General features: G+C 68.7%; 14 protein-coding genes. 10 read left to right on the forward strand and 4 right to left on the reverse strand.

What is annotated here, in order from left to right; translation table 11 throughout:
* The first annotated feature begins 3 nt into the window (after window positions 1-3).
* Genes H7I41_RS10210 through H7I41_RS10225 form a run of 4 tightly spaced genes read left to right on the forward strand, consistent with a single transcriptional unit; the run spans window position 4 to window position 3,956 of the window.
* A complete protein-coding gene (locus H7I41_RS10210) occupies window positions 4-219 on the forward strand; it encodes a ferredoxin (RefSeq protein WP_184444367.1) in 216 nt (71 codons plus the stop codon).
* Window positions 216-1,619 carry an NAD(P)/FAD-dependent oxidoreductase gene (locus H7I41_RS10215; protein ID WP_264012463.1) on the forward strand — a complete coding sequence of 468 codons (1,404 nt, stop codon included), beginning with the start codon at window positions 216-218 and terminating at the stop codon, window positions 1,617-1,619. The genes H7I41_RS10210 and H7I41_RS10215 overlap by 4 nt, the downstream gene beginning before the upstream one ends.
* 12 nt (window positions 1,620-1,631) lie before the next feature.
* Complete coding sequence (locus tag H7I41_RS10220; protein ID WP_264012464.1) at window positions 1,632-2,909, forward strand: cytochrome P450; 1,278 nt, start codon at window positions 1,632-1,634, stop codon at window positions 2,907-2,909.
* A 6-nt stretch (window positions 2,910-2,915) separates the two neighbouring features.
* Window positions 2,916-3,956 (forward strand): NAD(P)-dependent alcohol dehydrogenase, encoded by a 1,041-nt coding sequence (locus H7I41_RS10225; protein ID WP_264012465.1) that lies wholly within the window; start codon window positions 2,916-2,918, stop codon window positions 3,954-3,956.
* A 69-nt stretch (window positions 3,957-4,025) separates the two neighbouring features.
* Here the strand turns inward: H7I41_RS10225 and H7I41_RS10230 are convergent, their stop codons facing one another.
* Window positions 4,026-4,871 carry an endonuclease domain-containing protein gene (locus H7I41_RS10230; RefSeq protein ID WP_264012466.1) on the reverse strand — a complete coding sequence of 282 codons (846 nt, stop codon included), beginning with the start codon at window positions 4,869-4,871 and terminating at the stop codon, window positions 4,026-4,028.
* A 226-nt stretch (window positions 4,872-5,097) separates the two neighbouring features.
* Between H7I41_RS10230 and cysD the strand changes: the two genes are divergently transcribed.
* Genes cysD through H7I41_RS10255 form a run of 5 tightly spaced genes read left to right on the forward strand, consistent with a single transcriptional unit; the run spans window position 5,098 to window position 9,759 of the window.
* A complete protein-coding gene (gene cysD / locus H7I41_RS10235; RefSeq protein WP_264012467.1) occupies window positions 5,098-6,027 on the forward strand; it encodes a sulfate adenylyltransferase subunit CysD in 930 nt (309 codons plus the stop codon).
* A gap of 1 nt (window position 6,028) precedes the next feature.
* Entirely contained in the window at window positions 6,029-7,873 is a 1,845-nt protein-coding gene (gene cysN / locus H7I41_RS10240; protein ID WP_264012468.1) for a sulfate adenylyltransferase subunit CysN, read from the forward strand.
* On the forward strand, window positions 7,870-8,607 hold the full coding sequence (locus H7I41_RS10245) for a 3'(2'),5'-bisphosphate nucleotidase CysQ (protein ID WP_264012469.1): 738 nt from the start codon (window positions 7,870-7,872) through the stop codon (window positions 8,605-8,607). The genes cysN and H7I41_RS10245 overlap by 4 nt, the downstream gene beginning before the upstream one ends.
* On the forward strand, window positions 8,604-9,269 hold the full coding sequence (locus H7I41_RS10250; RefSeq protein WP_264012470.1) for a pyridoxamine 5'-phosphate oxidase family protein: 666 nt from the start codon (window positions 8,604-8,606) through the stop codon (window positions 9,267-9,269). Before H7I41_RS10245 ends, H7I41_RS10250 begins: the two co-directional genes overlap by 4 nt.
* Before the next feature lie 10 nt (window positions 9,270-9,279).
* Window positions 9,280-9,759, forward strand: a complete 480-nt coding sequence (locus H7I41_RS10255; RefSeq protein ID WP_264012471.1) for an Rrf2 family transcriptional regulator — start codon at window positions 9,280-9,282, stop codon at window positions 9,757-9,759.
* Here H7I41_RS10255 and H7I41_RS10260 read toward each other — a convergent pair.
* Together H7I41_RS10260 and H7I41_RS10265 are read right to left on the reverse strand one after the other, a co-directional pair.
* Window positions 9,756-10,829, reverse strand: coding sequence for an NAD(P)H-dependent amine dehydrogenase family protein (locus H7I41_RS10260; RefSeq protein WP_264012472.1), 1,074 nt, complete (start codon window positions 10,827-10,829; stop codon window positions 9,756-9,758). The genes H7I41_RS10255 and H7I41_RS10260 overlap by 4 nt on opposite strands.
* Complete coding sequence (locus tag H7I41_RS10265) at window positions 10,826-11,215, reverse strand: VOC family protein (protein ID WP_264012473.1); 390 nt, start codon at window positions 11,213-11,215, stop codon at window positions 10,826-10,828. Before H7I41_RS10265 ends, H7I41_RS10260 begins: the two co-directional genes overlap by 4 nt.
* A gap of 54 nt (window positions 11,216-11,269) precedes the next feature.
* Between H7I41_RS10265 and H7I41_RS10270 the strand changes: the two genes are divergently transcribed.
* Window positions 11,270-11,815 carry a GNAT family N-acetyltransferase gene (locus H7I41_RS10270; RefSeq protein ID WP_264012474.1) on the forward strand — a complete coding sequence of 182 codons (546 nt, stop codon included), beginning with the start codon at window positions 11,270-11,272 and terminating at the stop codon, window positions 11,813-11,815.
* Between the two features lie 10 nt (window positions 11,816-11,825).
* Here the strand turns inward: H7I41_RS10270 and H7I41_RS10275 are convergent.
* On the reverse strand, window positions 11,826-12,172 hold a 347-nt coding region (locus H7I41_RS10275; RefSeq protein ID WP_264012475.1), incomplete at its 5' end, for a hypothetical protein.

Below are 12,172 nucleotides of genomic sequence, written 5' to 3' on the forward strand. Positions count from 1 at the left end.
AGCATGCGCATTGTCGTGGACTTGAACAGGTGCCTGGGATACGCGCAATGCGTCCCGCTGGCGCCCGACGTGCTCCAGTTGCAGGGCGAGGAGGCGCTCGCCTACGACCCCAACCCCGACGATTCGCAACGCCAGCAGGTCGCACGAGCGGTCGCGTCGTGCCCGGTGCAGGCGATCATCGCGGAGATGGATCCGCCGTCTGACAGGACCACGAAGTGAGCACTCACGCGCTGGTCGACGACCTCGTCCGGACATTCAAGGAGCAGGGCCGGATCGTCATCGTCGGGGCGTCGCTGACCGGTCTTCGCGCAGCTGAGGCGCTACGTGACGAGGGCTTCACCGGCTCGCTCACCATCATCGGCGACGAAGTGCACGAGCCCTACGATCGTCCCCCGCTGTCCAAACAGGTGCTCAAGGGATGGGTGCCGGCCGAGAACACCAAGCTGCCGCGACTGCGTGAAGTCAACGCCGACTGGCGACTGGGGGTGGCGGCCACCGGTCTCGATCGCGACAACCGGGAAGTGCTTCTCGCCAACGGCGACAAGGTGCCCTACGACCGGTTGTTGATCGCCACCGGCGTCCGCTCCCGTGCGTGGTTCAACCCCGAAGAAGCGAAGCTCAAGGGCCTCTACACCCTGCGCACGAGCGACGATGCCGCGAAGATCCAGGCGGCTTTCAAGGGCCGGCCGAAGCGGGTGCTGATAGTCGGGGCCGGGTTCATCGGGTCCGAAATGGCTTCGGTATGCCGTGATCTCGGACTGGACGTCACGGTCGCGGAGCGCTCCAGCGCACCGCTGGTCGGACCGCTGGGTGGGGTGATCGGCGACATCGCCGCCAAGATGCAACGGGACGCCGGCGTCGATCTGCGCACCGGGGTGGCGGTGGAGGCCCTCAAGGGCGATGCCGACGGTCATGTCCGGCAGGCTCAGCTTTCTGACGGCACCCTGCTCGACGTCGATGTCGTGGTGGCGTCGCTGGGGTCCGTCCGCAACATCGAATGGCTCGAGGGTGCCGAACTCGCCAGCGGGTTCTGGGGTGTGGCGTGCGACGCCGGCTGCCGCGCCTTCGACATCAACGGCGTGGTGACCGACAACATCTTCGTCGCCGGTGACATCGCGCGGGCCCCGCACGTGCTCTACGAGTACCAGTTCATGGCGATCGAGCACGTCGACGCCGCTGTGCTGGGGGCTCGGACCGCGGCGCACAACATGGTCAACCTCGAGAAGGGGCGGCGTCCGCACCTGCCGCTGCCGCAGTTCTGGTCCGGCCAGTTCGGCGTGAACATCAAGGGGGTCGGCGTCTGTTCCTTCGGCGACGAGATCGTGTTCACGCAGGGCTCGGTGGAGGATCTCCGCTTCGCTGCGGCCTTCGGCAAGAACGGCCGCATCGTCGGTGCCATCACCTTCAATCACGGCAAGTGGCTGGAGTACTACGCCAGGCTCATCGAGCAGTCGGCGCCGTTCCCGCCGCCGCCACCCGGCTATGACGTGCCCACCGACGCCGAGCCGATGTCGGCGCGTTTCGGCGATCCGCGCGCACCGACCGGGATCCCCGATGTCGTTCTCACCGGCCACGATCCGACCTCACGGGGCGCCGAGTACCGCCCCAAAGCCCGCTAGGACTGGAGCCCGATGACCACCGCAGAGACCGCCTGGACCGAGGCGATGAGGTACGAGAACCGCCACGACCCCTACCGATTCTTCGACGAGCTACGGAAGACACCCGTGGTGCAGGTGGCCGACAAGGTCTACGTCGTCACCGGATACCGCGAGCTGCTGCAACTCGCGCACGACCCGCACGTCAGCTCGGACATCTCGAAGAGTCCGATCTCGGCCCAGCCGGCGACTCCCACGCAGGCCGACGTCGGCGCCGAGCACATGCAGGCATACGGCCGGGAGCCGAGCCTGATCGTGTCGGATCCAGCCAAACACGACAAGCAGCGCCGACAGGTGATGCGGCACTTCGCGCCGCCGCACTCGCCGAACGTGATCCCCGCCATGGCCGCCGACATCCAGGTGCTCTGCGACGAATCGCTGAACAAGATCAAGACGAAGGGCGGCAACACCTTCGACGTCGTCGACGACTACGCCTACCCGGTTCCGGTGGCCGTCATCTGCCAGATCCTCGGGGTTCCGCTGAAGGACGAGCCCACGTTCCACGGCTGGATCTTCGATTTCATGGCGGGCGCCGACATGGGTCCGGACGCCGCCACCGAAGAGGGTCAGGCACGCAAGCAGAAGGGCAAGGAGAGCACCGCGGCACTCACCGCGTACATGGCCGACCTGATCCAGGGCTTCCTGACGGACCCGCAGGACAACGTGCTGTCGAAGATGGTGAACGACCACGACGGTCCCGACGGACCGATGACGCCCCAGGAGGCCGCTGCCAACGCGATGCTTCTGCTGATCGCCGGTCACGACTCGACGGTCAACACCATCGCCCACTGTGTGCTGCTCCTGCTGCGCAACCCCGAATCGCTCGACCTGCTCCGCGAGAAGCCGGAACTCATCCCCAAGGCGATCGAAGAGGTGCTGAGGCTGCAGTCAGCGGTCCAGTTCTTCCCCAGCCGCAGCGTCACCGCCGACGTGGAGGTCGGGGGCACCGTGATCCCCGCGGGATCGGCCGTGCATCTGCTCTACGGGGCCGCCAACCGCGACCCGAAGCGGTTCCCGGACCCCGGGAAGTTCGACATCCAGCGGCCCGACAACCAACACGTGGGCTGGGGCCGGGGAGTGCACAGCTGCGTCGGTGGGCCGTTGGCGCGACTCGAGGTCAACATCGCGGTCGAGACATTTCTGCGTCGGGTCGAGCGCCCGCGACTGGTCGTCGATCCGCCGCCCTACCGACAGAATCAGGTCTTCCGTGGACCGCTGCATCTCGAGGTCGAGTTCGACCGGATCGCGGACTAGCTCGCTGTGAGGGCGTTCCAGTTCGTCGAATGGCAGCAGCCGGGCGTACTCCGGGACGTGCCGGTCCCCGAACCCGGCCCGGGGGAGGTGCTGATCAAAGTCGGCGGCGCCGGCGCATGCCACTCCGATCTGCACGTCCTGGAGTCGCCGCCCGACACAACGGCCTTCACGCTCCCGTTCACGCTGGGACATGAGAACGCCGGCTGGGTCGAGACGATGGGGCCCGGCGCAACCGGGTTCTCGCCCGGCGACCCCGTCGTTGTGTACGGCCCGTGGGGCTGCGGGCTGTGCATGAACTGCCGCCAGGGCATGGAGAACTACTGCCAGACACCGGGCAAGCCCAGTCCCGGCGGCCTCGGCGGCACCGACGGCGGCATGGCCGAGTACCTGCTCGTGCCGTCGACGCGCTACCTGATTCCGTTGGGCGACCTCGACCCCCGGGATGCCGCCCCGCTCACCGACGCTGGGCTCACCAGCTTCCACGCGGTGAAGCGCTCCGTTCACCTCCTCGGCCCGGGATCGACCGCGGTCGTCATCGGCGCCGGCGGACTGGGACAGATGGCCATCCAGGTGCTCAAGGCGCTGTGCTCGGCGACAACCGTTGTGGCCGTTGATACCTCGGATGACAAGCTGGAGATCGCGAAAACCCTCGGTGCCGACGAAGCTCTGCTTTCCGGTGACGGTGCGATCAAGCGGATCAAGGACATCACGAAGGGCCACGGCGCGGAGGTCGTCCTCGATTTCGTCGCCGTGAACCCGACGCTGACGATGGCGGCGCAGGTGGCGCGGGTGCTCGGCCACATCACGATCATCGGTGTGGGCGGTGCGGCGTTGCCGGTGAACTTCCACAGCCCGCCCAACGAGTGCTCGGTCGCGGCACCGTTCTGGGGATCCATTCCGGAGCTGATCGAGGTGATCGACCTCGCGCAGTCGGGAAAGATCAAGATGCTCGTCGAGCACTTTCCTCTTGACGATGCGGCCCACGCCTATCACCTGCTCCACGAGGGCAAGATCCACGGCCGCGCCGTCATCACGCCGAACGACTGACGCACATCGACTGTGCGGCGTGTCGTCGTCGAGACGGCCGATGTTCGACGACTTTGCCCACGCTCGACGTCATATCGGGCAACCGGCGGCCCTCAGTTTCGATGCGACGCGCGCGACGACGACGTCGGGGCGGCCGAGCATCTCGGCGCTGACCCGGACGATGGACCAGCCCAGCGCCTCGAGGATCGCGATGCGGTCGATGTCCCACGACCGCTGGCGGCGATCCGACCAGTGCTGCACGCCGTCGTACTCGACGGCCACCCGCCACTGCCGCCAGCCCATGTCGACGCGGATGTGCTGGTCGCGGAACTCGATCTGCGTCTCGGGTGGCGGCAGTCCGGCTCGGACGAGCAGGAGGCGAACCCTGGTCTCCTGCGGTGATTCGGCGCCGCCGTCAGTCAAAGCCATTGCGTGGCGCAGACTTCGGACGCCGCGATGTCGCGGCCTCGAATCGGCCACCGCAAGAATGTCGACGGGTCTCACACGCGTCGCGTTCATCAGCGCATCCAGGATAGGGATGGCCACAACCGCGGGGAGGGTCCGGCCGATATCGAAGGCGGTGCGGGCCGGTGTGGTGCACCGCATGTCCCGGACGAGGCATGTCTCAGCGGGCGCGACATCCCAGCCGTGCACCTGAAGCCCCGCTGTGCCGTGCCGATCGCTCCTGACGAGTTCGGCCGGCCGCTTTTCGTCGAGCCACTTGGTACCCAGCACCGCCGCGGCTGACACACCCGCAAGGATCGCGTTGCCACCGGCCCAGAGCCACGCTGCCCGGGCCCTGGCCTCGGCAGTCAGGATGACGTCGTTGGGCACGTAGACGTTGCGGTGCACGGCGCGAAATCGCGTGCGGAGGCGGTAGTCGGTCAGCAGGCCTCGGCGCACAGCCTCGGCGCCGAGGAAGGGCGGGACGTCCATGTCTCGCAGACTGACGGCGCCCTCCGACGCCAAGGGGGCTCAGGGCCGCGGTTATCCACAAGCGGCGTCGTCCACCGTGCGGCGTGTCGTCGGCGAACCGGCCACAGATCGACGACTCGCCGCACCACGGGCCCTGACCGGGCCGTTGACACATCCGCCGTCGGCTGGTTCCATATCCAACTATGCAGATAAACCTGGTCAGTTCTACCAACTTAATGGGGAAGTGATGACGGCGACGCAGGAAGCCCTCGCCCAGACGGCCCGGTACGAGCTGAGCCATCTGCGCGTGCTGGAGGCCGAGGCGATCCACATCATCCGCGAGGTCGCCGCCGAGTTCGAGCGGCCGGTGCTGCTGTTCTCCGGCGGCAAGGACTCCATCGTGATGCTGCACCTGGCGCTGAAGGCGTTCCGGCCCGGACGACTGCCGTTCCCGGTGATGCACGTCGACACCGGGCACAACTTCGACGAGGTCCTGCAGGCCCGCGACGACCTGGTCGCCGCGTCGGGCGTCCGGCTGGTCGTGGCCAAGGTGCAGGAGGACATCGACGCGGGCCGCGTGGTCGAGACCATCCCGTCGCGCAACCCGATGCAGACCTTCACGCTGCTGCGCGCCATTCGGGAGAACAAGTTCGACGCCGCGTTCGGCGGTGCGCGCCGCGACGAGGAGAAGGCCCGCGCCAAGGAGCGGGTGTTCTCGTTCCGCGACGAATTCGGCCAGTGGGACCCCAAGGCGCAGCGGCCCGAGCTGTGGAACCTGTACAACGGCCGCCACCACAAGGGCGAGCACATCCGCGCCTTCCCGCTGTCCAACTGGACCGAGTTCGACATCTGGTCCTACATCGGTGCGGAGAAGATCGCGCTGCCGTCGATCTACTACGCCCACCAGCGCAAGGTGTTCAAGCGCGACGGCATGTGGCTGGCCGTGCACCGGTACCTGCAGCCGCGCAAGGACGAGGACGTCGTCGAGAAGACCGTCCGGTTCCGCACCGTCGGTGACGTCACGTGCACCGGATGTGTCGAGTCGACCGCCGCCACCGTCAACGAGGTGATCGCCGAGACCGCGATATCCCGGCTGACCGAGCGTGGCGCCACCCGCGCCGACGACCGGATCTCCGAGGCCGGCATGGAGGACCGCAAGCGAGAGGGCTACTTCTGACATGGCGACATTGCTTCGGCTCGCGACCGCGGGCTCGGTGGACGACGGCAAGTCGACACTGATCGGCCGGCTGCTCTACGACTCCAAGGCCGTGATGGAGGACCAACTCGCAGCCGTCGAACGCACCTCCAAGGAGCGCGGGAACGACTACACCGACCTCGCGCTCGTCACCGACGGCTTACGCGCGGAGCGGGAACAGGGCATCACGATCGATGTCGCCTACCGCTACTTCGCCACGCCAAAGCGGAAATTCATCATCGCCGACACCCCCGGCCACACCCAGTACACCCGCAACATGGTCACCGGTACGTCGACGGCGCAGCTGGCGATCGTCCTGGTCGACGCCCGGCACGGCCTGCTCGAGCAGTCCCGCAGGCATGCGTTCCTGGCGTCACTGCTCGGCATCCAGCACATCGTGCTCGCGGTGAACAAGATGGACCTGATCGGCTGGGACAGAGAACAGTTCGAGAAGATCCGTGACGATTTCCACGATTTCGCCGCGCGTCTGGACATCCACGACGTCACGACGATCCCGCTGTCGGCCCTGCTCGGCGACAACGTTGTGACGAAGTCCGACGCCACGCCCTGGTACGACGGCCCGGCGCTGCTGTCGCACCTCGAAGAGGTCTACATCGCCGGCGACCGCAACCTGATCGACGTCCGCTTCCCGGTGCAGTACGTCATCCGGCCACAGACCCACGAGCACCAGGACCACCGCAGCTACGCGGGCACCGTGGCCAGTGGCGTCATGCGCACCGGCGACGACGTGGTGGTGCTGCCGTCGGGCAAGACGTCGCACATCACCGCGATCGAGGGACCCGGCGGCCCCGTCGACGAGGCGTTCCCGCCGATGGCGGTGTCGGTCAGCCTGGCCGACGACATCGACATCTCGCGCGGCGACCTGATCGCCCGGCCGAACAACCAGCCGAGGGTGGCGCGCGATTTCGACGCCACGGTGTGCTGGATGGCCGACGAGGCGTCGCTGGAACCGGGCCGCGAGTACCTGATCAAGCAGACCACCCGCACGACGCGGGTGAAGGTGGCGACGCTGGACTACCGGCTCGACGTGAACACGCTGCACCGGGACAAGTCCGCCACCGCGCTCAAACTCAACGAGCTGGGCCGCATCTCGCTGCGCAGCCAGGTTCCCCTGCTGCTCGACGAGTACAGCCGCAACGCCGCCACCGGATCCTTCATCCTGATCGACCCGAACACCAACGGCACCGTGGCGGCCGGAATGGTGTTGCGCGACAACCGCAACGACGTCGCCAGCCCCAACACCGTGCGGCACGAGTCGCTGGTGAGCACGCAGGACCGGCTCACCCGGGGCAGGACGGTGTGGTTCACCGGCCTGTCGGGGGCGGGCAAGTCGTCGGTGGCGATGCTGGTGGAGCAGAAGCTGCTGGAGAAGGGCGTGCCGGCCTACGTTCTCGACGGCGACAACCTGCGCCACGGGCTCAACGCCGACCTCGGATTCTCGATGGCCGACCGCGCGGAGAACCTGCGCAGGCTGGCGCACGTCGCCACGCTGCTCGCCGACTCCGGGCAGATCGTGCTGGTGCCGGCGATCAGTCCGCTGGAGGAGCACCGGGAACTCGCACGCCGGGTGCACACCGGGGCGGGCACGGACTTCTTCGAGGTGTTCTGTGACACCCCGCTCGAGGATTGCGAGCGGCGTGATCCGAAGGGTCTGTACAAGAAGGCCCGCGCCGGGGAGATCACCCATTTCACCGGGATCGACAGTCCTTATCAGCGGCCGAAGAATCCCGACCTGCGGTTGACGTCCGACCACACGCCTGATGAACTCGCGGCCATGGTGATCGATCTGCTGGAGAGCCGCGAGTGAACGACCACGAGCTGGCCGCCCGGCTGGCGACCAGGGCGGGCGACCTGCTGCTCGACGTGCGGGCCGAGTTCGCCGACGCCGAGGTCGCCGAGCGGAAGGCCGCGGGGGACAAGCGCTCTCACGACTTCCTGATGACGGAACTGGCATCTGCGCGGCCCGGTGACGCGGTGCTCTCCGAGGAGGGCGCCGACGATCCGGTCCGGCTGCGTTCGGCACGGGTGTGGATCGTCGATCCGCTCGACGGCACCCGCGAGTTCTCCGAGCTCGGCCGCGACGACTGGGCGGTGCACGTGGCCCTCTGGCAGGACGGCGAGCTGGTGGCGGGCGCCGTCGCCCTGCCCGCGCAGAACACCACGTTCGCCACACCCGAGGTGGCCCTGCCGGGCGCCGTCGACGGCCCCCCGCGCATCGTGGTGTCGCGCACCCGGCCGCCGGCGATCGCGCTCGCGGTCCGCGACGCGCTCGGCGGCGAGCTCGTCGAAATGGGTTCCGCCGGTGCCAAGGTGGCGTCGGTGGTGCAGGGCCGCAGCGACGTGTACGTGCATGCGGGCGGTCAGTACGAATGGGATTCGGCCGCCCCGGTGGCGGTCGCGCGTGCGGCCGGTCTGCACACGTCCCGCATCGACGGGTCCCCGCTGCGGTACAACGCGGCCGATCCGAAATTGCCGGATCTGGTGGTGTGTCGCCCCGAACTCGCCGCGGCCGTGCTGGCCGTCACTACGCTCGGAGAATGACGCAGCCCTCGACGAACGTCACCCGGCTGAGCGGAAAGCAGACCACGTCGCGGGCCGCTCTGTACGAATTGCTCGCCGCCACACCGCTGGCCACCGTGGCGCTGGTGCGCGACGGGCATCCGGTGATGTTCCCCACGGGGTTCGCGCACGTCGGTGACCACCTCGTGATCCACGGGTCGACGGGCTCGCCGTGGCTGCGCGCACTGTCGGCCGGCGCGCGGGCGGCGGTCTCGGTGACCACGCTCGACGGGGTCGTGGTCGCCCGCAGCGCCTTCGAGTCGTCCTTCCGGTACCGCAGCGCGGTCCTCTTCGGCGCCTTCGAACGCGTTCCCGACGACGAGAAGCCCGCCTGCCTGGAGACGCTGACCGACGCGTTCCTCCCGGGGCGGGTGGCCGAACTGCGGGCCAGCACCCGGAAGGAACTCGCCGCGACGCTGGCGCTGCGGCTGCCGATCGGCACCGACAACTGGTCGCTGAAGGTCAGCGCGGGCTGGCCTGAAGACCCCGAGGACGACATCGCCGCCGGCGGGTGGGCGGGAGTCGTGCCGATGACGATGACCTATGGCGCTGCGCTGACCGCGCCGGACTGCGACCCCGCCACGCCGGTGCCTGCGTCGGTGCGCACGCTGTCCGGGCGAAACGGCGCCGTCGGCGGCTACTAACGTGTCGGGCATGCGAATGTCGGCCAAGGCGGAGTACGCCGTCCGGGCCATGGTGCAGCTGGCCACGACCGACGAGGGCGTCGTGGTCAAGACCGACGATCTCGCCAAGGCCCAGGGCATCCCCGCGCAGTTCCTCGTCGACATCCTCTCCGACCTGCGCACCGACCGGCTGGTGCGCAGCTACCGCGGCCGCGAGGGCGGTTACGAATTGGCCCGCCCGGCTGCCGAGATCAGCCTGGCCGATGTCCTGCGCTGCATCGACGGACCGCTGGCGAGCGTGCGCGACATCGGTCTGGGCGATCTGCCGTACTCGGGCCCCACGGCGGCCCTGACCGACGTATGGCGGGCACTGCGGGCGAGCATGCGCTCCGTGCTCGAGCAGACGACGCTGGCCGACGTGGCCACCGGGGCGCTACCCGGACATGTCGCGGCGTTGGCCACCGACTACCTCGGCCAGGAACGGCAGCGGGGTCACCACCCGCCGGTCTAGTTCCCGAATCCGCGGGCGCTGCGGATCAAGGGCAGCGTGGCCGTGGTGGCGAAGCCGGGCGGCGCCTCGCAGACCGCAGGCACCGCGTTGAGGATCTGCATGCCGGTGGCGATGTTGGCGGCGTTCACGTGCTCGGCCATGGTGGCGGTGCGGCTGAAGCTGGCGAGCGAGATGAAGTGGGTGCGCATTGACGGGTCGCCCTCGATGGTCAGCGTCCAGCCGTGCTGCGGCGTCGGCCAGTGCGACGGGTACTCGTTGCCGACCGTCCAGAGCGTCTCGATCTCGACAAGCGGCCGGCCGTCGCGGCGGCCCGCCCAGTTCCAACGCTGGCCGGCGGTGGTGCCGGCACGGAGCAGGTGGTCGAAGATCTGGTGATCCTCTACGGCGGCGACGGCCTCGACCGTGGCCGTCACCTCGTCGATGCCCGCGTGCAGCGCGTCGGCGAGCAGCCACACCTGCTCGGTGAAGATGCCGCTGTTGAAGGCGAGGAAATCGGTTGCGGTGGGGCTGATCTCGTCGACCGGGCGGCCGAAGCACATGTTGTCGAACGTGATGGCCGTGCTGTCGTAGACCGACCAGTCGGCCCGCTCCTGCAGCGTGATCCGCTCGATGGTGCGACACATGCCCGACAGCGCGAGCGGCAATGCGCCCGAGAGGTTTCCGGGGTTGATCCCGCTGCCGTGCACACTGCTTGCACCCTGTCTGCACGCGCCGAGCAGACGGTCGCGGTCGGCGGCGGGCATCCGGTCGGGGTGGAACAGGAAGGCGGTGGTCACCACGTTCTTGCCACTGGCGAGCAGCGCGCACACGTCCTCGAGGTCGACGATGCGCGGTGTGTAGATCACGCAGTCGGCGTCGAGGGCGATGATCGCCGCGACGTCGGTGGTGGCGGTGACGCCGACCGGGGCGCGACCGATCAGGGTGCCGGCGTCCGCGCCGTCCTTATCTGCGGAGTAGACCCGGACACCGACCAGTTCGAGGTCGGGTCGGTCCAGAGTGGCGGCGAGGACCTCGTTGCCGACCGCCCCGGTGGCCCACTGGATCACCCGGTAGGGCGGGCGCGCGGTCAACTGCCCGATCCGTATGGGCGGGTGATGATCTCCAGGTAGTGGCCGGACGGGTCCTGGAAGTAGACCCCGCGACCCCCGTCGTGATGATTGATCTCGCCGGGGTGGGATCCGTGCGGGTCGGCCCAGTGCGGCATCTTCCGCTCCCGGATGCGGCCGTAGATCGCGTCGAATTCGTCCTCGGACACCAGGAATGCGTAGTGCTGCGGGTGGATCTCGGTGTCGGGTGGGACCTGCGCGTAGTCGAGGCTCACGCCGTGGTTGAGCGTGACGGCGAGGAACGGCCCGAACTCCTGCGCATCGGGAAGGCCGAACAGTTCGGTGAGGAACGCCGCCGATTCCTGGCGGTCCCGGGCGGCGACGATGGTGTGGTTGAACGTGATTGCCATGTCACCTCAGTCAAGCAGTGCAGCGGCGCGGGGGCAAGGATGCACGATGGCACCATGCCGGATGACGCGATCGCACGGGTCCCCGTCCTCACCGGGCCGCGGGTGCGGCTGAGGTCGCCGAGGATCGAGGACGCGGAGGCCGTGTTTCACGGGTTTGCAAAGGACCCTGACGTGACGCGGTACCTGTCCTGGCGACCGCACACCGACGTGGCCGAGACCCGCCGGGTGATCACCGAGTTCTACAACGTCGGCGACCACACGGCCCGGCTCATCGAGTGGCGCGAGTCCGGCGAGATCGTCGGCGTGTGCGGCACGACGCGTCTGTCCGGGCACGCCGTCGAGCTCGGGTACTGCCTCGGCCGACAGTGGTGGGGCCGCGGGATCATGTCGGAAGTGGTGGCGGTGCTGCTGGAGGCGATCCGGACGGACGACCGGATCTACCGCGTCGCGGCGTGCTGCCACCCCGACAACGCCGCCTCGGCGGCCGTGCTGCGCAACAGCGGCCTGGCGTTCGAGGGCAGGCTGGCGCGGTATGCGTTGCTGCCCAACCTCTCTGACGAACCGCAGGACATGCTGCTGTTCGGAATGGCGATGCGCTGACGGGGCCTGGCTAGATGTGGCCCGGCCCGCCCATGCCCATACCCATCCCGCCGCCGAAGCCGCCGGTGTGGATGCCGCCACCCATGCCGATGTGGCCGAGGCCGCCCATACCCATGCCGCCGCCCATGCCACCGGGCATGCCGATGTGGCCGATTCCGGCAGGTCCACCCATGCCGCCCATGCCGGGGATGCCGCCGGGTCCGCCCATGCCGGGGATGCCGCCGGGACCGCCCATGCCGGGGATGCCGGCAGGTCCGCCGAGCCCGGCGGGTCCACCCATCGGCGGTGGCGCGATGGGCGGCGGTGCCATTGGCGGCGGCGCGATGGGTGGTGGCGCGATGGGCGGCGGCGCGATGG

The organism is [Mycobacterium] manitobense, assembly GCF_025821665.1.
In the GTDB taxonomy this organism is placed as follows: domain Bacteria; phylum Actinomycetota; class Actinomycetes; order Mycobacteriales; family Mycobacteriaceae; genus Mycobacterium; species Mycobacterium arseniciresistens.

Coding starts and splice junctions, on each gene's coding strand:
- H7I41_RS10220 (WP_264012464.1), top strand. CDS start 1,632: ATGACCACCGCAGAGACCGCCTGGACCGAGGCGATGAGGTACGAGAAC.
- H7I41_RS10255 (WP_264012471.1), top strand. CDS start 9,280: ATGCGAATGTCGGCCAAGGCGGAGTACGCCGTCCGGGCCATGGTGCAG.
- H7I41_RS10250 (WP_264012470.1), top strand. CDS start 8,604: ATGACGCAGCCCTCGACGAACGTCACCCGGCTGAGCGGAAAGCAGACC.
- cysN (WP_264012468.1), top strand. CDS start 6,029: ATGGCGACATTGCTTCGGCTCGCGACCGCGGGCTCGGTGGACGACGGC.
- cysD (WP_264012467.1), top strand. CDS start 5,098: ATGACGGCGACGCAGGAAGCCCTCGCCCAGACGGCCCGGTACGAGCTG.
- H7I41_RS10230 (WP_264012466.1), bottom strand. CDS start 4,871: ATGGACGTCCCGCCCTTCCTCGGCGCCGAGGCTGTGCGCCGAGGCCTG.
- H7I41_RS10210 (WP_184444367.1), top strand. CDS start 4: ATGCGCATTGTCGTGGACTTGAACAGGTGCCTGGGATACGCGCAATGC.
- H7I41_RS10265 (WP_264012473.1), bottom strand. CDS start 11,215: ATGGCAATCACGTTCAACCACACCATCGTCGCCGCCCGGGACCGCCAG.
- H7I41_RS10270 (WP_264012474.1), top strand. CDS start 11,270: ATGCCGGATGACGCGATCGCACGGGTCCCCGTCCTCACCGGGCCGCGG.